Below are 21,090 nucleotides of genomic sequence, written 5' to 3'. Positions count from 1 at the left end.
ACAATCACACATCCTTACCATGCAATTGCACGGGTTTCATGGTAGGCGTAAGCAGGTGCATGATAAGCCATGCGGCCAAATACGCGCAGGCACATATGGAAAAGATGATATTATAACCCGCAGTAATATGCCCGGCGGCTTTGTTAACCTCCAAAATATAAGCAATCAGCATCGGGAACAAGATGCCCCCTACCGAGCCGGCCATGCTACCTATACCCACTACCGAGCTCACAGCTTGCTTAGGGAACATATCTGATGCCGTTGTAAAGATATTGGCGCTCCAGGCCTGGTGCGCCGCGGCTGCAAGGCTTATTAAGGCTACTGCCTGCCAAATATTGGTAGCATACCGTGCCGAGAATATAGGCAACACGCATAGTGCGAATAACAACATTGCCGTTTTACGCGCCTTGAATATAGGCATCCCCCGTTTGATAAACCAGGACGACAAATACCCGCCGCCTATACTGCCTATGGTTGTCGCGCTGTAAATAATGACCAATGGCAAGGTAGGTTTCTTTAAATCGAGGTTGAATGTGCTGGCGAAATAAGAGGGCAGCCAGAACAGAAAGAAGTACCAAATGGGGTCGGTCAAAAACTTGCCCGCCACAAATGCCCAGGTCTGCCTGATGCCGAATAGCTCGGCCCATTTTATTTTTGCCTGGGGCAGGTTGGCGGCATCGGCTTCGGCGGTATCGCTATTGATATAGGCCAATTCTTCCGTCGTTATTTTTTTATGTTTCGATGGTACTTCGTAAAAAATCCACCAAAATATAAGCCATATGAAACCGATAGCGCCGGTAATGATAAAGGCCATTTGCCAGTCATATGCGCCCACTATCCAGGGCACGATAATCATAGCGCCTACCGAGCCGATGTTGGCACCGGAGTTAAAAATCCCTGTAGCCAGGGCCCGTTCGCGCTTAGGGAACCACTCCGCCACCGTTTTGATGGCCGCAGGGAAATTTCCAGCTTCGCCGATACCTAAAGCAGCTCGCATAAAAGTAAAGCCGGTGGTAGTCTTTACTACTGCATGCAATATGGCCGCAAGGCTATAAACCACCAGCGAAAGCGCGTAACCCAGCTTAGTACCCAACTTATCGATAATGCCGCCAAAAGCCAGCAAACCCAAAGCATACGCCGCCTGAAAAGCCATCACGATGTGACCGTAGTCGATTTCCGTCCAATGGAACTCTTTCTCCAGTACAGGTTTCAAAAGGCCCAATACCTGCCGGTCGAGGTAGTTGATGCTGGTTACGAAAAAAAGCAGGGCTACTACGCCCCATCTGTAAGTAACGCTTTTGGTTTGTGCCATTATCTTGCTGAGAGTTATTTGCTTAACTGCACCAATTGAAGTGCGTTCACAGTATCAGCGTACAGTTGATCGTACAGTCGCTCGTCCAATACCTGCTTGCTAATGAGTTTGCTGCCCAGGCCCACTGCGCACACGCCAGAGCGGAACCAGCCCGATATATTGCCTGCCTCTATCTCTACGCCTCCCGTTGGGATAAACAGCTGCCCGGGAAACAACTCGCGGATTGACGACACGAACGCCGGCCCCAAAATATTGGCCGGAAACAGTTTGATAAGCATGGCTTTGTATTGCTGCGCGATGTGTATTTCGGTGGGTGTCATGCAGCCGGGTATCCAAAGCAATTTATAATTGGCGGCCACCAGGGCAACCTCGTTATCCACTATAGGCGATACCAGGAAATCGGCACCTGCATCAACGAAGCTTTCTGCTTCTATGCCGTTTTTGATGGTACCTATGCCCAGGTAAAGGCCCGGCATGTCCTTTTGTACGGCTTGTTTTATATAGCGGAAGTTGGCCAGGGCCTCTTTGCCGCGATTGGTGTATTCCAATACCCGCACGCCCGCTTTGTACAACGTGCGGATGATTTGCAGGCTTACCTCGGCATCCTCGTAAAAAAATAAGGGCAGCATGCCCTGCGTCAATATAGCGTCTAATACTTGCTCTCTGTTATCCATGGCTTATGGTATTGGTAATATCCTGTACGGTATTGGTAGTGGCATCGCTATGCACGAATAGTTTGCTATAGGCTGCGGCTGTGGCAAAGTCAAGCGTCTGCTGCGCGGATTGGCTGTTGTAAAAGCCGTATATCAGCCCCGCCATAAAACAATCGCCGGAGCCTACCTTGCTAACGATGCTTTCGGCGCGGTACTCCTGTGAACTGTAGAAATCGCCGTCGGCATACAAGGCAGCGTAATAGTTTATCTCGCCGGCTCCATCGAACCGGAAGGTGTTGGCCACCACCTTGCATTTGGGAAAAAGCTCCGTTATCCTTTTGGAAGTGGAGAGCGCTTCTTTCAGATAGATGCTCTTCTGCCCGCTCTCGTGTATGTTACCGAGCACCGGGACACCCAGCATGGTTTCGGCAGCCCAAACGTTACCCATGATCACATCGCAATAGGGTGCAAGCAGCGTCATAACCTCCTGTGGCTGTTTGCCATATTGCCATAACTTAGAGCGGTAGTTCAGGTCGAGCGATATGGTGATGCCCCTCGCCGATGCCGCCTGCAGCACCTCGAGACAGACGTCTGCCGTTTGCTGGCTGATAGCAGGGCATATAGCGCTGAAGTGGAACCATGTAACGCCATCGAGCACTTTATCCCAATCTATCGTGCCCGGTACCAATTCGGCAAAAGACGAGTTGGCTCGGTCGTATATCAGCGCATCGTGCTTCAGATCCTTCCCCTTGGTGAGGAAGTACAAGCCGATGCGGTTGCCGCCATAATGTATTTTAGAGGTATCGATGCCCAGCCGCTCCACGTAGTCCGTCACCTGGGCCGAGAGGCCGTTTTTGGGCAATGCGGTAAAGTATTGCGAGGGTACATCCCAAAGGGATAAAGCGGAGGCTACGTTCAACTCGGCACCGCCTACGAAAACGGATAAAGCGTTATCTTCCAGCCACTGCCCGCCGTCATCGGGACTAAGCCTTAACAGCAACTCGCCGAATGATAGTACCGCACCTTGCTTATAGTCGTTGGTTAATATGTCGCTCATTTCTTATCGAAATCAAAATAATTCTTAGCGTTGAAGTAACAGATGTCCTGTATGATCTTGCCTGTCCATTCTATATCATTGGGTAGTTCTCCGTTCACAATATCTTCTGCAAACAGGTTGCAGAGTATCCGCCTGAAGTATTCGTGCCGGGGGAAGGACAGGAAACTGCGCGAATCGGTAAGCATGCCCACCAGGCGGCTCAGCAGGCCCATATTGGAGAGGGCATTGATTTGTTTGGTCATGCCATCCTTCTGATCCAGGAACCACCAGGCCGAACCCCATTGTATCTTGCCTGCAACCGAGCCATCCTGGAAATTGCCCGCCATGGTGGCCATCAGTTCGTTGTCCGCAGGGTTGAGGTTGTAGAGGATAGTTTTTGCCAGTTTGTCTTCGCTGTCCAATCTGTCGAGGAATTTGGAAAGGCTTCTGCCCTGATGGAAATCGCCTATCGAATCGCGTCCGGTATCCGGCCCGCTTTGCCTTAAGCCGCGGGTGCTGTTGTTGCGCAGCGCGCCGATGTGGTATTGCTGCACCCAGCCCTTCTCGTAATCCCAAATGGCGAACTGGTAAAGCATCGCCGACTTGAATTTAATGCTTTCCAGTACACTTATCGGCTGCCTGCTCCTTATCTTTCCGAATATCTCGGCTACCTCTTTCTCGGTGTAATCCTCGGCGTAAACCTGGTCGATGCCATGGTCGGATACGCAGCAGCCATTGCCCGCGAAATAGGTATGCCGCTTCTTCAGCGCGCTTATGAACCCGTAGTAGTCGTTTATAGCCACGTCAGCAACTTTTTCCAATTGGTTGATGTAGTTGTTCAGCGCGGGGATATTATCGCTGTTCATGGCCTTATCCGGCCTAAAAGCGGGCAATACCTTGGTGCCGAAGTTATCGGCTTTGAGTTTCTTATGGTATTCGAGGTTATCGATGGGGTCGTCGGTAGTACAAATCACCTCCACGTTCATTTTGGTGATGAGCTTGCGCACGCTGTACTGCGGACTTTGCAGCTTGGCGGTGCAATCGTCGAAAATAAAGTCGGCGGTGCCGGGCATCAGTCGCGATTGGATACCGAAGTAGCGTTGCAGTTCCAGGTGCGTCCAATGGTAAAGGGGGTTGCGCAGCGTGTAGGGCACGGTGGCCGCCCACTGCCGGAATTTCTCCCTGTCGGTTTGGCCACCGGTTATGTAGCTTTCGTCTACACCGTTGGCGCGCATGGCGCGCCACTTATAGTGGTCGCCGTTGAGCCAAACTTGCGTAATGTTGCCGAAGTTGATATCCTCCGCAATTTCGTTGGGGGGCAAATGGCAATGGTAATCTATAATGGGCATGTCGGCGGCAAAGTCGTGATATAAACGCCTGGCCGTATCGGTTTGCAACAAAAAGTCCTCGTCGAGAAAGGGTTTCATAGGTTAATCGTATCCGGGAATTTGTAATGATAGGGTTATTCTTGCAAAAAGCCCAAAATTATTCACGAAAACGTTGCCGGAAGATTGCAAATGGCACGCGCTGATAAAACGCACAAAGCCCCTGAGGTTGTCAGAGGCTTTGCAGTATATTTTGGGAAGGATTACTTCAGCACCAATACGCCATCGGCCATAATGGAGATATCTTTCCGTGGCTCTTTGATTGCAGCTATCTCGGCATCGGTTTTACCGGCATCTTTAGCGTAGTGCACCAAACGCTCAACAGGCACTTCTTTCACCCGGGCCAGGCCCTCTACCACTACCGTTTTGCCAACGATGTTTTGCGGCATAAAGTAAGCGTAATCTGTAAACTGCACCATAATGGTTTTGCCATCTGCCTGGGCCAGTTTCATAAAGCAGCCTTTCTTTTTACAAACCTCTACTACCGTGCCTGTAATTTTACCGGTGTAAGCGGTATCGGTGCTCAATGTAGTACCAAGCGCATCTGTTGTGAGATAGTTATCGGCAGTTACCAATTTGCCGTAAGTAACGCCGGGAGCGGCAGGAGTAATATTGGTTTGGGCAAATGTGATTGCCGAAAAGCAAAGGCAAGTAATAAATAATGTTATGGCTTTCATATGGTTAAATGGTGATTGTAAAACACGTGCAAACAAAGTTACGACATTACCACAGCAGTTCATAATTATTTATAATGGTTATCGATAGGTTATTCAATATCCTAAGCTTTACTTTAGTTAACATCCATTACTATTTGATTTACAATTCTATTTAACTATAAGTAAAGTTCGCCTTGGTTGCTTTTACGAATTTCGCAAGCTCAGCTAATCACCCTAAAAGTCAAATTTATCCGCTCTTTTAAAGCTTTGGTCGATTTGGGAACCTGGTGCTCCCATTGGTGCTGCAAGTCGCCTTGCATGATAAGGAGCGAACCGTTTTCAAGTTCCACGGAATATTTCTGCTTCTTATCAACCTTAAGCCTAACGTCAAACCTTCGGGTTTGCCCAAAGCTTATGGATGCGATAATGGGATTTATCCCCAGCTCCGGCTCATCGTCGGCATGCCAGGCAACAGAGTCATTACCGTTGCGATACAGATTCAGTAAAACGCTATTGAAGGTTATGCCGGCTGCCGCATCTACCCTATCCTTGATAAAAAGCAGTTCGTCCGTCCATGGGTATGGGTCGTACTTCTTGCCAGAGAAGGCGTAAGTTTTACTGTTGTGGCCATACCATGCGGTAAGGCGCGGCTGGTTAAGCAACTTGCCGTACATCTGTATGGTTTCCTGGTTCCATTGTATGCTTGTTTTCAGCAACGGAATAAGCCGGTCGCTTTCTGCCTTGCTGAAAAAGCCGGGGTGGTAGTCCATCAACTCAATAGGGAGTTTGGGGCTTTGCAGGCCGCCGTCGAAAAAGCTGAGTTGTTCCATTTGTCTGAACTCGAATTTGGGGGAATTTTTAGAATTAACAGAATTGATGAAAGATTTAAATTCGAGTTTCAGACAATTAATCGTGTTAATCGCTCCATCTCGAAATCGTGTAAAAAATCCTGTTCACTCCCTTAATCTTTAAATCCTGTCAAACTTTAATGAATATCTTCTTCCGGTAAAGCCAGTAAAGCACCAGCCAGTAAATCGTTAACATAAGCGCACCCTTTATCAGCGTGCTATAGGCATCGCCAAAAAGCTGGTCGTAATGCGGACCTAAATGTATGTAGAGCGATTTGCTGAGGAACGCGCCGAAACCATCTGCCAGTACATATGCAGCTATAGAGTTGGTGCCTATCACCGCCAAAAACAACACCCGTTGTTTTTGCCTCGCATCTGTAAGTCCGTAGAAAAGGGCCAGCAGTAAAAAGCAGCAGCCCCCGCTAAAAATAACCCAGCCGGGTGTCCATATCCGTTTTACTACGGGTGCTACCCCGCCGAAATGCAACGCCGCGCTGAGCACAAGCAGCCCCACCCCTATCATGGCGAAACGCCGCACCAGCACAACGGGCGCCACGCCCGAGCGCAGCATATTGCCGGCCAGCAAACCGATGATCATAGTGCCGAGGGTGGGTATAAAACTCAGCGTAGAATACCCGCCGCCGTTGAAGTTGAAGTAATGTTCGCGCGGGAAAAGGTTAAGGAACCATTTATCCGCAGCCCAGGCCAGGTTGGTGTTTTTGTTCCAATGCGCGGCGAAGCCTTTGAAGTTGCCTGCCCAATCGGCCGTAACACCTGCCGAGGCATAATCGAAACCCGGGCCGGGCAATGGGTAAAAAGCAAAAGCGGCCCAATAGCCTACCAAAATAAGGCCGAGAGCAATGAGTTGCGTGCGCTGTTTGCAAAAGCCCAGCAGGAACAGAAAAGTGTATCCGAGGCCAATCTGGCTCAAAGTATCCTCAAAGGTGAAATAGGTTTGGTTGGTCCACATCGAGCGCAGGAAGATACCCAGGGCAATGAGCACTACCGAGCGGATGAGCGCATGCCGCAGCAGCTTGCCGAAACTATCGCCCTTGGCAGTGCGCGCCGCGATGGAAAACGGCAGGGCAACGCCCACTAAAAACGAGAATGAGGGTTGTATCAGATCGTGCAGCGAACAGCCCGCCCACTCCACATGGCTCTGATGGAAATTAAGAAAGCGCCAAAAGGCGTTCCCTGGCAGGGCCTTCGATACATGCTCGAATGAGAGCACCTCGCCCATCATCAACAGCATTACAAAGCCGCGGTAAGCATCTATAGAGGTTAGGCGGTTGCCGGGCATAGGCGCAACGGCTGCTATCTCAGCAGATTTTTTCATAGTCATCAATCAAGGTTTAAATCGGGGATATAAAGCAGCAATATAAGTATAAAGCCTTAACCAGCGGCGTGTTAAATAATTTAAACATGTTTGGCAAATTGCGCGTTAACAATTTATCAACTAATTTGCAGCACATAAACTAATAACCCATGAAACTCATCCGCCTGTTGCCCCTGCTTGCCCTTAGCACATTATTATTTGCCTGCAATAGCCCGCAGCCCAAAACTGTGCAAATTGCGACAGACACCTCAACAACCGTAAAAAATAATGGTGTGCATATCGACTATACCGATACCGGCACAGGCGACACCACATTGCTATTCGTGCACGGCTGGTGCATCAACAAAAGCTACTGGGCCCAACAGGTGGCTTATTTTGGCAAACGATACCGCGTAGTTACGATGGATTTGGCAGGGTATGGCCGGTCGGGCCATAACCGTGATAACTGGAGTACCGATGCCTTTGCGAGCGACGTTAACGTAGTGATAAATCAATTGAAGCTTAAGAATGTAGTACTGGTAGGGCACTCCATGTCCGGCGATATCGTGTTGCAGGCGGCCATCAACGCGCCGGATAAAATAATAGGTTTGGTGGGAGTAGATAATTTCAAGGGCCAGGGCGCGCCGCCGCAAACCGAAGCACAGAAAAAAGAAATTGCCGATGCCATTGCTGCCATGCGCAAAGATTTCAAGAAGGTGGCGTTCCAATGGTTTAATGAGGGGCTATTTTCTAAAACCACTAGCAAACCCATTAAAGACAGGATATTGAACGATGTTGCGCATGCCGACACGGTGGTTGCCGTTGCCTCAATGGAGCAACAGGCTTATGACGAGCTGCCCGCCCTTATCAAGCTGAAAAAGAAATTATACATGATAAACAGCGATTACCAGCCTACAGACACTGCTTGGCTGGTAAAAAATAAGCTGCCCTTTATGTTATTGGAAGTGCATGGCACCGGGCACTTCCCCATGGTAGAAGCTCCTGCGGAATTTAACCAGCGACTGGATAAGGTGCTGGCAGATATAAAGCGTTAAATATTTTCGCTTGCGTCCGTATTCTTACCTACCGAGAACTAGCTGGTGGTGCCGCTACCCACCTGAGATTTTACCCTGCAGTTTCTCTACCAGGGCTTTCACGGCGTAAAAGCCAACGCCCAATATCATTATTTAAACGTTATATAGGTTGCACCATAGGTGCAAAATGTCGGTAGAAAACAAATAGCACATATTTTGGCGTGCCGTTAGGCAATGTCATTAAGTTAAGAAAAATCAATTCGTTCTACCATTGCTTTTAAGCCCCACCTAAATCCTCCCCGGTAGGGAGGACTTGAAAAAGTAAGGCGGACGAAGCCAAAGTCTCCCCTTCCGGGGGAGATTTAGAGGGGCTAAATGCTTGTCTAGCCTTAACTTAATGACATTGGCCGTTAGGTACGCAACATCGCGAGTTTCGTACCTGACGGCACGATTTTGTTTGGTTTATTGATATGCTACCGACATTAAACCCCCATGGGGTTCCTTAAATAATGACAATAGGCCCACATCGGTGCCTTTTTTATTGATCCTATCCAATACGTGAGCGTTACTTCGTTCCTGAACATCCATTCGGGCCTTTTCGGCTATGCCCGCCATTATAAATACGAAATATATTTTCTATAGAGGACGTATAACCTGGATATCTGATATCAAGCATAGCCTATTGGCTTGGCTAATCCTTATTTAAATTAATTCTAAATAATATTTGTGATTAAGGATTGTGTTGTTATTTTTGCGCTTAATTAGACTTGATATAAATAACTAATGAAAATAACCCTACATCCTATCTTCCGAAAAATATCCTTCCTCTTCTTTTTGCTCATCATTAGTAGCTTTTCGCTTAAAGCCAATGGCCCCGACGACGACGGAAATAATGGCAAAATAAGCGGCTTTGTAAAAACCAGCGATGGCAAACCGGCCAGCTTTGTTACAGTTGCCATAAAAGGCCTCAACAAAACCACAATGACTACCGACGAGGGCTCGTTTTTGTTCAACAACATCAAACCCGGAAACTATACTTTACGCATCACCTATACCGGTGCTAAAAGCGAAGAAAAAACCGTAACGGTTACCGCAAACAATACTACCAGAGTTGATTTTACGCTTGCAGAAAGCGCCACAGATTTGAACGAGGTTACCATATCTTCTACCAAAACAATCAATCGTAAAAGCATCAACATTGGTAAAATGAACGTGGCACCTATTGATTTGCCGCAAAGCATTTCCATAATTGGCCGCGATGTGCTTGACCAGCAACAAGCCTTGCGCTTAAGCGATGTTATAAAAAACGTAAACGGGGTTTATTTATACAGCGCCCGCGGCAATACCCAGGAAACATTTGCTGCGCGCGGTTATAACTTTGGGGCAACCAACATGTTCAAAAATGGCTTCCGGGTAAATACCGGCGCCATGCCCGAAATCAGTTCATTGGACCGTGTAGAAATACTGAAAGGCAGCGCCGCATTACTATACGGCAATGTTGCCCCCGGCGGCGTTTTAAACATGATCACAAAAAAACCAAAATTTGAACAGGGCGGCCAGGTATCCATGACATATGGCAGCTACGACCTGTACAAGCCTGCGGTTGATGTGTATGGCCCCATTACTTCCAAACTGGCTTACCGCTTAAACGCAACCTACGAAAACTCTAAAAGCTATCGCGATTACCTTAAAAACAAGCGTATTTACGTGAACCCATCCTTATTATACAAAATAAGCGATAAAACCACGCTGATAGTAGAAGGCGATATATTGGATTACGATTTCGTACCCGATTTTGGTACCGGCCAGGTAGATAACGTAATTGCCAATGTACCGCGCAACAGGTACCTGGGTGCCGTATGGTCAACCGGCAAAACAAAACAATCTACAGCTACGGCAACCATCAACCACCAGCTAAACAGCCTCTGGCAGGTTAGCGGGGGCATATCTTACCAATATTACGACCGCCGCTACCAAACAACCGAGCGTGTGCAGCCTGATGCAGCCGGCGACTGGTCGCGCCCGCTTAACCGTACTGAAACACTGGAAGATTACGTTACCGGCCAATTGAATATTACAGGGCAATTTAACACCGGGCCTATAAAACACAATATTTTAGCAGGCCTGGATGCCGACCGATACAGTAATGATAACTATACTTATGTAACGAATGTAACCGTAAACGGCAAAGTGCAATCAAGTTACCTGGATCAGAACAATGCCGTGCAAAACGCCACGTACGACAAGATCAATATCTATGACCTGAACAAGTACACCCAGCGTACTGATATGCCAACCATGAATCCGTTTTATGATGTGGTAACCAAAACCAACCGTTTTGGCGCTTACTTTAACGACCTGATAAGCATATCAGAAAAACTGAAGGTACTGGCTGGCATCCGTTGGTCATACCAATACATCGCTCCTACCACTGTAAACAATTTTTATACCCCGGCTTTAACCCAATCTGCAAAAAGCAAAGAGGACAAGGCCTTTTCGCCAAGGGTGGGCATTGTTTATAAGCCGGCGGAAAACACTGCCTTGTTTGCCAGTTATTCCAACTCTTTCGTAGTAAATACCGGTACCGATGTTAACACCAACCCCTTAGACCCATCGATTATTGACCAGTTTGAAGGCGGCATCAAAAACGACTTCCTCAACGGCAACTTATCGGTAAACGTAACTGCCTACCGCATCTTAAACAACAACCTGGCCCAAACAGCAACTTTCCAGGCTGATGGTGTAACCCCCAACACCAATACCAATATTAAAGTATTAAGCGGTCAAACCAAAAGCGATGGCGTAGAAGTGGATATTGCCGGCCACCCATTTAAAGGCTTAGATGTTTTGGCAGGCTATAGCTATACCAACGCGCGCTATACCAAAACCTCTACGGTATTAGGTAGCACCATTGCAGGGCAGCCCTTGCTAAACGTACCAAAACACACGGCCAACACCAGCGTGTTCTACAATTTTTTAGATGGCAAATTAAAAGGCTTTAAGGCAGGTGTATCTGTATTTTACCTTGGCAACCGCACCGCAGGCTTCCTCAACACGGTGGGCCAAACACAAACCGCATCCAGGTTGGTGTATGTACCAAAGTTCACAACGGTTGATGCTTCTGTTGGTTACACCTGCAAAAAGGTTTCCATCATAGCTAAAGTATCTAACATTGGCAACGTACTCAACTGGAACGTGCACGAAAATTACAGTGTTAACCCTATCCCGCCGAGGCAATTCTTAACTACGCTGAGCTATAAATTCTAAACAAAACTAAAAACCAAAACTAACCGGGGCGGCGTAAGCTGCCCCGGTTTTATCATTAAGCCATGAAGGTATTTTTCCGCAACATACACCTTTACCTAAGCCTCGCAGCCGGCATCGTCATTTTTTGTTCCTGTCTTACGGGCACTATCCTCGTTTTCGAGAAGGAAATAAACCAGGCGCTAAACCCGCAATATTACCGTGTTGAAGCCAAAGGCGGGCGCATGCCCATTGCTTTGCTGGTAAAGGCAGCGTTAAGGCAAATACCAAAAAGCAAACCGGCATCGGTACTGGTTTATAATGACCCTGCCCGCAGCGTTGAAGTAAGCGTAACTTTGCCCGGAAAGAAAGGGACAGGCACCGGGCAGCCCGAAAAAACTAAAGAGAGAATAAAAGCCGGCGCGGAACCTGGCAAAAAAGATAAAAAACCAAATGAGGGCCGCAAGCCCCTTACCACCGTTTTTGTAAACCCTTATACCGGGCAGGTGCTGGGCCAATACAGTAAAAAGGAGTCTTTTTTTACGACGGTAGAAATGCTTCACCGCTTTTTGCTGGCAGGCAAAGACAGCGTCGGCGACATGATAGTTGGCATATGCACCCTATTATTTCTATTTATCCTGATTACCGGCGTAATACTGTGGTGGCCGAAAACCAAAGCTATTTTACGCCAGCGCATTAAAGTAAAATGGGATGGCAGCACCAAGAGGCTGGTACACGACCTGCACCTGGTAACCGGGTTTTATACCTCCGTTTTCCTCATCGTCATCGTACTAACGGGCCTTATTATGTCGTTCAAGTGGGCAAACGCAACTCTTTTTGCCCTAACCGGCTCTAAGCAAACCGACAAACAAGAAGCCCCGCATTCTAAAATAATTGCAGCGCAAAAGCCCATATCCATGGATGCGGCACTACAAAGCGTAAACCCGGAGATTAAAACATCCGAATATTATAATCTACGCCTCCCGGCCGACTCTGTAGCAGCTTACAGCGTCAATATTTTACCCAAGGGCGCATTTGAAAATACTGCTGATGCCTACTTTATCGATCAGTACAGCGGGCGAATTATTGGCAGTGAGTTGTTTGGCAGTAAAAGCCTGGGCCAGCGGGTGCGTTCGTTTGTAAAGCCTGTACACACAGGGGCGGTTTATGGTGTCCCTACCAAAATACTCAGTTTTGTGGTTTGCCTCCTTTCGCTCATATTCCCGGTAACGGGGGTGATGATGTGGCTGAACCGTATTGGCAAAAAAACGAAAAGGAAAAACAATGCCAAACCAATTGAACAAGTTGGTGCGTTGGGTCATGGTGAGCTCGTCGAACCATAGTGAGCTGGCCTTTACGCGTGTCCTTCGACAAGCTCAGGATGACCTCGCGCTTCTTGTCATCCCACTCGAAGGCTTCAAATTTTAATTTCAAACACGACGGTTTCGTTTATTAGAACTAAAACGCCACCTACTCCCCTGTTGGCGCCTTCCAAACTGCAGCGTATTTTTTGCGGTATTTAAGGTCGGTTTCGGTGGCTATCAGTTGGGCGGCCTGTTGTTTCACTTCGGGGTTGCCGGTTACATCATATATCTTTTTGAACAGTTCTATGATATCGAAACGCACCAGCGTGCCGTTGTGATGGCTCATGGCATGGGAGAACCTGTCGGTTAGCTGCCCTATCAGCAGTTGGTTGTACTCCGGCTTCGCCACGGCAATTTTCCAAAGGCATTGCAAGGTGTGCCGGGCAGTAACGAATTTCTCATCGTACGTAAGCTGCATCAATTTGCCTACATCCTGCAGCATGCGGCCTTCAGTATCGCTTTTGGCCAGGTTGCATAGCAGCTGCGAAGCAATGGCGCGGCGGTGGTTGTTTTTATCGCTAAGCATGGCAATCAGCTCGTCCCACACTTCATACACCCAGGCAACAGGCTGATTGGTTTTAGAAATAATATCCAGGAACGATGAATACCGCGAAACGGCATCATTGGCATACAGGTCGTCGAAATAACGGCGTATCGTAGTTTCCATCAGGGGATTTAGCAAAACTCCCTAAATATAAAAAAAGCGGGCGATAGTCGCGCCCGCTTTTAAGTCAACAATTGTTTATTCTTTAGGCTTCCACCTCAAAACCGGTAGCGGTGGCCAATTCGCGCCAGGCTTCCATATCGGCCTGTACATCAGCGATCTTCTTTTCGGCCACGCCATAAGCATCGGCGCCCAGGAACAAATGCATCGGTGCGTGTGCCGATTCGGCAGCGGCAATCATCACCAGGGCTGCTTTCTCAGGGTCGCCGGCCTGGTTGCCGTTGATATCGTTCTGATGGGCGGCCTGCACGGCGCGTACCTGTTTGTAGGCCTGTATTTCGTTCTTAGGCGTGCTCAATGAATCGGGTTCCAAAAAGTTGGTGCGGAAATATCCCGGTGATACAATGGTAGCCTGGATGCCGAATTCTTTTGCCTCTGCCGAAAGCGATTCGGTAAAGCCCTGCACCGCAAATTTGGTGGCACAGTAGATACCGAAACCCGGGAAGTTACCGGTAAAACCGCCGATAGAAGACACATTAAAAATATGGCCCGACTGCTGCGCCCTCAGGTGCGGCATTACAGCGCGTATTACATTCAGCGAACCGAATACGTTTACATTGAAGTTTTCGCGGGCTTCCTCGTCGCTCAGTTCTTCCAGGCTGCCGGTGAGGCCGTAGCCTGCATTGTTTACCACCACATCTATCTTACCGAAGCGGGCGATGGTTTCGGTTATCGCATCGGTTACGCTTTCTTCTGCCTTGATGTCAACCGCCAGCGGCAAAAAGTTTTCGTGCTGGCCAACGGCTTTGTTCAGGTCGGCAGCCTTGCGCGATGTTGCGGCTACGCTGTAGCCTTTATTTAATAATTGCTTTACCAGGCTAAGCCCCAAACCTTTTGAAGCGCCGGTTACGAACCATGTTTTTTGAATGTTCATTTTGTGTTATTGTTTTGTGTTGAGTAGATTATTGTTTGTTTATTAGCCGTTAAAAGCCATTGACTTAGTGATAGCCTCGTTCACCCTAAATTCCCGTTCCAATTTTTGCAGCTTGGCCATCGCCCTGTCGTAAGCATCCTCGCCCAACAGCAGGTATAAAGGAGGGTTCTCCATCTGCGCAACTTCTATAATGGCGGCTGCTGCTTTTTCGGGGTCGCCGCTTTGGGCGCCGTTCATTTGCAGATAGCGCGACTGCGTTTCATGCACGGCAGTGTATTCTGCGATGGGGTGTTTAGCTATATTGAGGGAATCATCGGTAAGGAAACTAGTGCGGAACGCGCCGGGGGCCACTACTGTTACCTTTACACCAAATTCGGCTACGTCCTGCGCCAGCACCTCTGAAAGGCCTACTACAGAAAATTTGGTAGCCGCATAAACCGACCAGCCTGTTGCACCGGTAAAACCTGCAATAGATGATATGTTGATGATGTGGCCCGATTGCTGTTGGCGCATATAAGGCATGGCCATGCGGATAACGTTCAGCGTGCCGAATACGTTTACTTCGAAACTATCGCGGGTTTCGCGGTCGGTGAGTTCTTCTATGCTGCCGCCAATGCCATAGCCTGCGTTGTTGATGACTACATCTACGCTTTTGAAGGCAGCTTTTGTCTGATGAAGGGCGCAACCCACACTATCCTCGTTGCCCAGCTCAACTTCAAGGGGCAGGAAGTTTGGGGTATCAACGCCAACGGCTTTTACCAACTCAGCAACGTTGCGCGAGGTTGCTGCAACGTTCTGGCCCGCTTGCAGTAGTTGTTTTACCAGGCTCAGGCCAAACCCTTTAGATGCACCTGTTATAAACCATGTTTTGATATTTTGCATAACCTTGTTTGTTTTGATGAAACAAAGTTAGGGCTAAACGCAGGGGGAGCGTTTACGTTAATCAAACCAATTGTTGCAAAATTCAAACAACCCTAAATGCAGATGGCGTTATTTGGGTTTGTTTTTTGAAAAAGTTATTGAAATGCGCCGGCTCTTCAAAGCCCAGGCTGTAGCTAATTTCAGATACGTTCCAGTTGGTGTGGCGGAGGAGGGCCTTGGCTTCGCTGGCCAGGCGCTCCATAATATGATCGGTGGTGGTTTTGCCGGTGGTTTGGCGTATGGCGCGGTTTAGGTGGTTTACGTGTACCGAGAGCTGGTCTGCAAAGTCTTTGGCAGAGCGCAGCCCGAAACGCTGCGCAGGCGACTCGATGGGGAACTGACGCTCCAGCAGTTCGGTAAATACGGATGTGATGCGCGAGTTGGCATCGGGGTGCTTATACATCCTGTCGCTAGGCTGTATTTTCATGGCGTAGTGGATCAGCTCGGTGATGTAGTTGCGCAGCAGATCGTACTTATAGCGGTAATCGGAATTGATTTCGGCCAGCATCTTCTCGAACATCGAGTAAACGTATTTATCCTGCTCATCTGTAAGCGCATACACCGGGTTTGCACCCGGCGCAAACATGGGCAGTTCGTGGATATTGCTGCGCATCATCTCGGTAAAAAACGACTCTTTATAGATACAGAACGCGCCCGAATGCTGCTGGTTGAGGTTCTCGAAGGTATAAGGCACGAAAGGGTTGAAGAACACCAGCGCGCTGCCCTCCATCTCGATGCTTTTATCGGCGTAGTGGATAACCCCCTTACCGCGGAAAAGACTCACCTTATAAAAATCGCGGCGGCTGTACACCACGGGCTTGGCACCGGGCATATAGCAGTCCTCGGTACGGAAAACATTGAAGTGGCCGATATCCTGGCTCAGGTTATCGGGCATCCAATTGAACTTCTGCTTGTAAAATTCTTCGAGGGTTTCTGTAGTTGCCATAAAGCAAAGTTACATAATTCAAACTATAGCATCCAAAAACACCTAAGAAAATCGGAGGAAATCGGAAATATTTCGGTGTTTTTCTTTGTTATTTCATCGCAAAAAGGTGCATTTCGGTGAATTTTACCTGTCAAAATCTCCGTATTTTTACCAAAACGCATCAAAAAAAGGGTAGTTTTTACTGCCGGGAGATACTTTTTTTGTCGATACGGGAAGCACGTACATGCCGCACAGCATTGCTGCTACCGAGTGTTTGTTTTTAAACGAACCTCCGGGCGCCACTAACCAAAGCGCATATCCATCGGTTAAAATTGGCGTTCCATCTATGTTTTATTGCTGTCCGTCTATCGCGTTTTAGGGTTTCGGCACATAGTTGTTTCTTAGCGCAACCCAAAACCCCACGGGTTTTCAGGATGTGCCAATAAACCAATAACACCGTTAAAAATGCAATCGATTGCATGCGTGAGCATATATCCGGTGTGCTGGTTTTTACCTTTTATACAGGTAAACCGCACAACGCTTGCCCCTGGGCTTACCGGCAACCTGAGCCTTATAAAAAAGCAGAGCGGGAAAGCGTAGCATTGCAGGTTATTACAAATGAATTAAATAAACAACCATAAACATAATTATTAAACCAAAACAAAATGATCAAAAAACTATCAACCACCGCCGCGCTTGTAATGGTTATTATAACCGCCTGTTTCGCTGCCGACATCACCGGAAAATGGACCGGAAAAATTATGGACCAGTATGATATCGCCTACAATTTTAAGGTAGACGGTGAAAAACTAACCGGCTCTACCACAGGCCCCGAAGGCAACGTAATCAATATCCAGGATGGCGTGATTAAAGGCGACGAGCTTTCTTTCGGCATTCACATTATGGATACCGACATGAAAATTACCGGTAAGGTAAAAGACGATGTAATTACGCTCGTATTCCCCGGCATGAATGGCGGCGAGCCGATGAATGTTATCTTGAAAAGGGCAAAATAAAGGCAGCCTTAAAATCAAAAAAGGGTAAGCCGCTAGTTGTGGTTTACCCTTTTTGAGTATTAAAAGGTTGGGTTACGACATTCAGTTTGTTGGTCACAAGACCATAGGTGTTCGGAAGACTAGTTTATCCCCTTAAGTTGATAATTTGTGTGTGAAGCCGAGGCGAATAGCTAATTATTTTGTGGTATGGAAGCGGGCCAACTCCTTTCTCTGATACCCGAAGGCATACTTGAGGAGTTGGCATTGGAGACTGATGTCGATAAATACACAAAAAAGCTTTACGGCGAAATTGTTTTTAAGCTACTAATCCATTGTATACTTTCATTTAAAGATAATAGCCTTAGAACTATGGAATCAGCCTAAGAATCGGTTGGTTTTAGGTTACTGAATACAAAAAGGAAAAGTGAGCATATTAGCTTTAGTTCCATAAGTGAGCGGCTTTCTGTGATCGAACCGGCTTATTTTGAAAAGCTTTATAATAAGTGTGTAGAAACTTATAGTGCTATCCTAAACACGCCTAAAACCAATATTATATGTTTTGATTCCACTATTGTAGCCTTATCCGGTAAACTTCTAAATGTCGGATATCATCTTAAAGGAGGTGATGCAGCACATGTTAAACAGCTAAAGTTCACAATCGGGCTTTCGAGTCTCCCTGTAGCCGTTCATTTTTTTACCGAACAAACTCATTCCAGCGAAAATATAGCGCTCAAAGAAGGTGTTCTATCATTTGAGCCGGACAATAGTTCCATCATCAGGATATTTGATAGGGGAATCACAGCGCGTAAGACCTATGATGAGTTGACAGAGAACAATATGCCGTTTATTTCGAGGCTTAACGCTCAATGCAAACGAGACATAATAGGATACAATATTTTACCGGAATTGGTTGTCCAGACCTCAACCTTAAATATATATAGTGATAGCTGGGCCTATCTCTATAAAGCGGGAGACATATGAGCAGATCATCCGGTAAGATGTATCGAGGCGTTAATAAATACTACCGGAGAAACTATTTTATTTATCACCAACATAGAAAGCCAGGTGCTTTCTGCGGCTGATATTACCATTTTATATAAGCGTAGATGGGAAATAGAAGTGTTCTTTAAATTCATTAAGCAAGAATTGAATTTCGGGCATTTAGTTAACAGAAGCGAGAACGGTATTAAAGTAATGCTATACTGTACTATGATAGCAGCATTATTATTACTTGCATATAAAGAGCTTAACGGACTAAAAGGCTACAAAATCGTGAAACAAAAGTTCGTACACGATCTGGAAAAGTCGTTAATGAAAGGCATCGTTTTTATGTGTGGTGGCGATCCTGATAAGGTAGATAACCTCCTCAAGAGCGCTCCAGAATAATCTTCCGAACACATGTGGTCACAAGACCAACAAAGGCGTAATATTTTATTCATGACGCAATTATTTATGCTTTATTTTACCAGAGCCCCGGTATTCGGAATATGTGCCGTAGTGTCGTCTCCCCCCCGGTTCAGCGCCCCGCTTGAACTAAAGTAAATGTAAGCGTCCCGCTTACACCAACTCTTTTGCAATGTCGGAAAACATCCGCATATTTATTACCATGCAACGCCTTAACGGACGAACTTTTTCGTCACCGCAGGGGCGCTCGACAGAGGACCCTGCGGCAGTATGCAGAGCGGATATGCTGCTGTCGAATCTCCTGATGCCGCAGGATCCTTTTTTAAAGTTTAAGTTAACCCATAAAAATACCGTGTCTAAAAAGACATCGCTACTGCATACGTAATATCATAAAACGTTCCGATGGAACGTAAAATGGACGGTTTACATGTTTCTACCCATAAGCCGTCCCGAAGGGACGAAGAAAGCAAATGCGTATCCCTTCGGGATACCTTATAGGTAGAAAAAAGAAAGATATAAAGCGCGTTCCATGGGAACGCTTTATGGGTTCTGAGGATTTGATAAGTGGCGCGACGATTTTATGGGTTAACTTAAATTTTTTAAAGAGCCCCTGCGGGGACTTAAAATATTATCGACAAATTCAATTAAAAAGAAATAAAAAGCAATGAAAGGAAAAATTGTAACAATATTTTTTACCATCATTTTGTGTCTTAGCACAACGTGTACTATAGCAGTTGCACAAGTAGGTCTTTTTGTGCCTAAAGATGAAAGAATCAAAAAATATCAAAATGAATTATTGCAATATCTCGTGAAACAAAAACAATTTCGCGGGACTAATGATTCAATCACCCTCGAAAACTATAAAGACAGAATGATAGTTCGGCGCGGTTTTGAAATTCATTCCGATTTTTCAAGTGATATGTTATTAATAAGATTTCAAGCTAACTTAGACCATTGTGACAAGTTTTGGGGGGTACTTACAAAGAAATCATGTTATCTTTTTTTTTCTTTTAAAGACCCGCAATTTATCCTATTAGAAAGACAACTTGACCCGCGGTTAGCGAAATTCATACGATATTATTGTAAAACCAATGACGATTATATTCACTGAGTTGCAAGAAGGGTTCCCCAATGCTGGTACGCGCGTGTCGCGCGTTCTTAACCATTTGCAAGGTGCAGGTTTAGTTAAAATGCCCCATCTGGCGCGAGTATGCAACGCAGGCCCAGCGCGCGGTGTACTCGTGCCTAAGTACTCTCCGTAACCGCAGGGTCTCTCGATAGAGGACCCTGCGGCAGTATGCAGAGCGGATATGCTGCTGTCGAACGTCCTAGTGCCGCAGGGTCCTTTTTTAAAGAGACGGGGACTTAAAAACCGTTAGATTCGAATGGACAAACCGCTACGGAAGTAGCTGACAAAAAGAAATTTAACGCAACAGTGAACGATTATCGTGCATCTGGCAATTTATAATTCAAATGAAAAAATATATTTACATTATCTTTTGTTCAGTTTTGAGCATAGGGTGTTTCAACCAGACTATCGAAAAGCAGATAGCAAATGAAATTGATACAAAATGTGCAAGCAAAGCATGTACTATCAATATCAATCAATTTACTCCGTTCGCTTGGGACAAAATGTATGTGATTGGGCCACAACTTTCCGGAGATCGTATCAAAGAGGTAATAGGGATAGATTATCCTGTATATAAGGAGTTTTCAAGGCCTATAATCTTCATCAAAAAAAACGAAATTGTTTATTTCGAAAATAATTATGAAGATGAAGAATCAGCCACCGATGGCCACGTGGTATTTGATTACCCTGATAGCGTTTATTATAAGGCCTATTTTTCCGGTAAAGCGATTTTTAAAGCAGAAATAAAAAAGTTTGATGGAAGGCGCTACTTTGTATTATCACAACCGGGCACTAAATAAGTTCCAGTCTGGCCCTAAGCACTTGCAAGATATTCACCCTCTGCTGGTGCGCGCGTGTCGCGCGTTCCAAACCCCAACCTGGCGCGAGAATGACGTGTGGGGCAAAGCGAGTAAGGGCTTCTCGTGCCTAAGCATGCAAAGCACAATTTCTTTAAACGACGAATGTTTTTACTTAACCCCGCATTCGCAGTAGGGATTGAAAGGGGAAGCCGCCCGCGCGGGGCCTGGGTGGCAGGCAGGGCGGCCGAAGCGCAGCGTAGCCCGATAAAGCCCGGGCCGAAGGCACTGCCATAATGCTTTTTCACTTACCGCTACCCCCCCTACACCGATTACTATATAAGCCCTACTTTCAACGAAAACGGGCGGGTGGTAAAAACGTATTACAATGCGCTTACCGACTTCCCATCTGGCGCGAGTATGCAACGCAGGCCCAGCGCGCGGTGTACTCGTGCCTTAAGTACTTGCAGGCAGC

At 46.9% G+C, this 21,090-nt stretch carries 21 protein-coding genes; 10 read left to right on the top strand and 11 right to left on the bottom strand.

Annotated features, from left to right (window positions below; all coding sequences use genetic code 11):
- Nucleotides 1-4: 4 nt before the first annotated feature.
- The 7 genes from AC1DXC_RS16870 to AC1DXC_RS16840 form a co-directional block, all read right to left on the bottom strand.
- Nucleotides 5-1,312, bottom strand: coding sequence for an MFS transporter (locus AC1DXC_RS16870; RefSeq protein WP_477460335.1), 1,308 nt, complete (start codon nucleotides 1,310-1,312; stop codon nucleotides 5-7).
- A gap of 14 nt (nucleotides 1,313-1,326) precedes the next feature.
- Nucleotides 1,327-1,986, bottom strand: coding sequence for a beta/alpha barrel domain-containing protein (locus AC1DXC_RS16865; RefSeq protein ID WP_477460334.1), 660 nt, complete (start codon nucleotides 1,984-1,986; stop codon nucleotides 1,327-1,329).
- Nucleotides 1,979-3,022, bottom strand: coding sequence for a PfkB family carbohydrate kinase (locus AC1DXC_RS16860; RefSeq protein WP_477460333.1), 1,044 nt, complete (start codon nucleotides 3,020-3,022; stop codon nucleotides 1,979-1,981). Before AC1DXC_RS16860 ends, AC1DXC_RS16865 begins: the two co-directional genes overlap by 8 nt.
- A complete protein-coding gene (gene uxaC / locus AC1DXC_RS16855) occupies nucleotides 3,019-4,428 on the bottom strand; it encodes a glucuronate isomerase (RefSeq protein ID WP_477460332.1) in 1,410 nt (469 codons plus the stop codon). Before uxaC ends, AC1DXC_RS16860 begins: the two co-directional genes overlap by 4 nt.
- 161 nt (nucleotides 4,429-4,589) lie before the next feature.
- Complete coding sequence (locus AC1DXC_RS16850) at nucleotides 4,590-5,063, bottom strand: DUF4920 domain-containing protein (RefSeq protein WP_477460331.1); 474 nt, start codon at nucleotides 5,061-5,063, stop codon at nucleotides 4,590-4,592.
- A 200-nt stretch (nucleotides 5,064-5,263) separates the two neighbouring features.
- Nucleotides 5,264-5,872: an alpha-ketoglutarate-dependent dioxygenase AlkB family protein gene (locus AC1DXC_RS16845; RefSeq protein WP_477460330.1), complete on the bottom strand. Its 609-nt coding sequence runs from the start codon at nucleotides 5,870-5,872 to the stop codon at nucleotides 5,264-5,266.
- Between the two features lie 148 nt (nucleotides 5,873-6,020).
- Nucleotides 6,021-7,226, bottom strand: a complete 1,206-nt coding sequence (locus AC1DXC_RS16840) for an acyltransferase family protein (protein ID WP_477460329.1) — start codon at nucleotides 7,224-7,226, stop codon at nucleotides 6,021-6,023.
- 149 nt (nucleotides 7,227-7,375) lie between these two features.
- Here AC1DXC_RS16840 and AC1DXC_RS16835 point away from each other — a divergent pair, with 149 nt between their 5' ends.
- The 3 genes from AC1DXC_RS16835 (at nucleotide 7,376) to AC1DXC_RS16825 (ending at nucleotide 12,825) form a co-directional block, all read left to right on the top strand.
- Nucleotides 7,376-8,260 carry an alpha/beta fold hydrolase gene (locus AC1DXC_RS16835; protein WP_477460328.1) on the top strand — a complete coding sequence of 295 codons (885 nt, stop codon included), beginning with the start codon at nucleotides 7,376-7,378 and terminating at the stop codon, nucleotides 8,258-8,260.
- 762 nt (nucleotides 8,261-9,022) lie between these two features.
- The gene (locus AC1DXC_RS16830; protein WP_477460327.1) at nucleotides 9,023-11,506 is read left to right on the top strand and encodes a TonB-dependent siderophore receptor; all 2,484 of its coding nucleotides are present in this window, start codon (nucleotides 9,023-9,025) and stop codon (nucleotides 11,504-11,506) included.
- A 62-nt stretch (nucleotides 11,507-11,568) separates the two neighbouring features.
- Nucleotides 11,569-12,825 carry a PepSY-associated TM helix domain-containing protein gene (locus AC1DXC_RS16825; RefSeq protein ID WP_477460326.1) on the top strand — a complete coding sequence of 419 codons (1,257 nt, stop codon included), beginning with the start codon at nucleotides 11,569-11,571 and terminating at the stop codon, nucleotides 12,823-12,825.
- 127 nt (nucleotides 12,826-12,952) lie between these two features.
- Here AC1DXC_RS16825 and AC1DXC_RS16820 read toward each other — a convergent pair whose 3' ends face one another.
- The 4 genes from AC1DXC_RS16820 to AC1DXC_RS16805 form a co-directional block, all read right to left on the bottom strand.
- Nucleotides 12,953-13,513, bottom strand: coding sequence for a hypothetical protein (locus tag AC1DXC_RS16820; protein ID WP_477460325.1), 561 nt, complete (start codon nucleotides 13,511-13,513; stop codon nucleotides 12,953-12,955).
- A gap of 82 nt (nucleotides 13,514-13,595) precedes the next feature.
- Nucleotides 13,596-14,444 (bottom strand): SDR family oxidoreductase, encoded by an 849-nt coding sequence (locus AC1DXC_RS16815; RefSeq protein ID WP_477460324.1) that lies wholly within the window; start codon nucleotides 14,442-14,444, stop codon nucleotides 13,596-13,598.
- Nucleotides 14,445-14,486: 42 nt separating this feature from the next.
- Nucleotides 14,487-15,326: an SDR family NAD(P)-dependent oxidoreductase gene (locus AC1DXC_RS16810; RefSeq protein WP_477460323.1), complete on the bottom strand. Its 840-nt coding sequence runs from the start codon at nucleotides 15,324-15,326 to the stop codon at nucleotides 14,487-14,489.
- 82 nt (nucleotides 15,327-15,408) lie between these two features.
- On the bottom strand, nucleotides 15,409-16,311 hold the full coding sequence (locus tag AC1DXC_RS16805; RefSeq protein WP_477460322.1) for a helix-turn-helix domain-containing protein: 903 nt from the start codon (nucleotides 16,309-16,311) through the stop codon (nucleotides 15,409-15,411).
- Between the two features lie 644 nt (nucleotides 16,312-16,955).
- Here AC1DXC_RS16805 and AC1DXC_RS16800 point away from each other — a divergent pair.
- From AC1DXC_RS16800 to AC1DXC_RS16770, 7 genes are all read left to right on the top strand, one after another.
- Nucleotides 16,956-17,306 (top strand): hypothetical protein, encoded by a 351-nt coding sequence (locus AC1DXC_RS16800; protein ID WP_477460321.1) that lies wholly within the window; start codon nucleotides 16,956-16,958, stop codon nucleotides 17,304-17,306.
- A gap of 444 nt (nucleotides 17,307-17,750) precedes the next feature.
- On the top strand, nucleotides 17,751-18,266 hold the full coding sequence (locus AC1DXC_RS16795) for a transposase (protein WP_477460320.1): 516 nt from the start codon (nucleotides 17,751-17,753) through the stop codon (nucleotides 18,264-18,266).
- A gap of 21 nt (nucleotides 18,267-18,287) precedes the next feature.
- Nucleotides 18,288-18,671, top strand: coding sequence for a transposase (locus AC1DXC_RS16790; RefSeq protein WP_477460493.1), 384 nt, complete (start codon nucleotides 18,288-18,290; stop codon nucleotides 18,669-18,671).
- Nucleotides 18,672-18,861: 190 nt separating this feature from the next.
- Nucleotides 18,862-19,074 carry a hypothetical protein gene (locus AC1DXC_RS16785; protein ID WP_477460319.1) on the top strand — a complete coding sequence of 71 codons (213 nt, stop codon included), beginning with the start codon at nucleotides 18,862-18,864 and terminating at the stop codon, nucleotides 19,072-19,074.
- 279 nt (nucleotides 19,075-19,353) lie between these two features.
- Entirely contained in the window at nucleotides 19,354-19,800 is a 447-nt protein-coding gene (locus tag AC1DXC_RS16780; protein WP_477460318.1) for a hypothetical protein, read from the top strand.
- 362 nt (nucleotides 19,801-20,162) lie between these two features.
- Nucleotides 20,163-20,618, top strand: coding sequence for a hypothetical protein (locus AC1DXC_RS16775; protein ID WP_477460317.1), 456 nt, complete (start codon nucleotides 20,163-20,165; stop codon nucleotides 20,616-20,618).
- A gap of 162 nt (nucleotides 20,619-20,780) precedes the next feature.
- Nucleotides 20,781-20,912 carry a hypothetical protein gene (locus AC1DXC_RS16770; protein ID WP_477460316.1) on the top strand — a complete coding sequence of 44 codons (132 nt, stop codon included), beginning with the start codon at nucleotides 20,781-20,783 and terminating at the stop codon, nucleotides 20,910-20,912.
- Nucleotides 20,913-21,090 lie beyond the last annotated feature (178 nt).

The sequence above is a fragment of the Mucilaginibacter sp. P2_D11 genome (genome assembly GCF_056404435.1).
Note: the sequence above shows the minus strand (reverse complement) of the source record. Positions and strands in the feature narration are given on the sequence as shown.

What these genes read in the sequence shown, in the direction of transcription:
- AC1DXC_RS16805 (WP_477460322.1), bottom strand. Translation starts at nt 16,311, where the DNA reads ATGGCAACTACAGAAACCCTCGAAGAATTTTACAAGCAGAAGTTCAAT.
- uxaC (WP_477460332.1), bottom strand. Translation starts at nt 4,428, where the DNA reads ATGAAACCCTTTCTCGACGAGGACTTTTTGTTGCAAACCGATACGGCC.
- AC1DXC_RS16810 (WP_477460323.1), bottom strand. Translation starts at nt 15,326, where the DNA reads ATGCAAAATATCAAAACATGGTTTATAACAGGTGCATCTAAAGGGTTT.
- AC1DXC_RS16770 (WP_477460316.1), top strand. Translation starts at nt 20,781, where the DNA reads ATGTTTTTACTTAACCCCGCATTCGCAGTAGGGATTGAAAGGGGAAGC.
- AC1DXC_RS16775 (WP_477460317.1), top strand. Translation starts at nt 20,163, where the DNA reads ATGAAAAAATATATTTACATTATCTTTTGTTCAGTTTTGAGCATAGGG.
- AC1DXC_RS16815 (WP_477460324.1), bottom strand. Translation starts at nt 14,444, where the DNA reads ATGAACATTCAAAAAACATGGTTCGTAACCGGCGCTTCAAAAGGTTTG.
- AC1DXC_RS16835 (WP_477460328.1), top strand. Translation starts at nt 7,376, where the DNA reads ATGAAACTCATCCGCCTGTTGCCCCTGCTTGCCCTTAGCACATTATTA.
- AC1DXC_RS16870 (WP_477460335.1), bottom strand. Translation starts at nt 1,312, where the DNA reads ATGGCACAAACCAAAAGCGTTACTTACAGATGGGGCGTAGTAGCCCTG.
- AC1DXC_RS16850 (WP_477460331.1), bottom strand. Translation starts at nt 5,063, where the DNA reads ATGAAAGCCATAACATTATTTATTACTTGCCTTTGCTTTTCGGCAATC.
- AC1DXC_RS16785 (WP_477460319.1), top strand. Translation starts at nt 18,862, where the DNA reads ATGTCGGAAAACATCCGCATATTTATTACCATGCAACGCCTTAACGGA.
- AC1DXC_RS16825 (WP_477460326.1), top strand. Translation starts at nt 11,569, where the DNA reads ATGAAGGTATTTTTCCGCAACATACACCTTTACCTAAGCCTCGCAGCC.
- AC1DXC_RS16820 (WP_477460325.1), bottom strand. Translation starts at nt 13,513, where the DNA reads ATGGAAACTACGATACGCCGTTATTTCGACGACCTGTATGCCAATGAT.
- AC1DXC_RS16860 (WP_477460333.1), bottom strand. Translation starts at nt 3,022, where the DNA reads ATGAGCGACATATTAACCAACGACTATAAGCAAGGTGCGGTACTATCA.
- AC1DXC_RS16845 (WP_477460330.1), bottom strand. Translation starts at nt 5,872, where the DNA reads ATGGAACAACTCAGCTTTTTCGACGGCGGCCTGCAAAGCCCCAAACTC.
- AC1DXC_RS16830 (WP_477460327.1), top strand. Translation starts at nt 9,023, where the DNA reads ATGAAAATAACCCTACATCCTATCTTCCGAAAAATATCCTTCCTCTTC.
- AC1DXC_RS16865 (WP_477460334.1), bottom strand. Translation starts at nt 1,986, where the DNA reads ATGGATAACAGAGAGCAAGTATTAGACGCTATATTGACGCAGGGCATG.
- AC1DXC_RS16840 (WP_477460329.1), bottom strand. Translation starts at nt 7,226, where the DNA reads ATGAAAAAATCTGCTGAGATAGCAGCCGTTGCGCCTATGCCCGGCAAC.
- AC1DXC_RS16800 (WP_477460321.1), top strand. Translation starts at nt 16,956, where the DNA reads ATGATCAAAAAACTATCAACCACCGCCGCGCTTGTAATGGTTATTATA.
- AC1DXC_RS16780 (WP_477460318.1), top strand. Translation starts at nt 19,354, where the DNA reads ATGAAAGGAAAAATTGTAACAATATTTTTTACCATCATTTTGTGTCTT.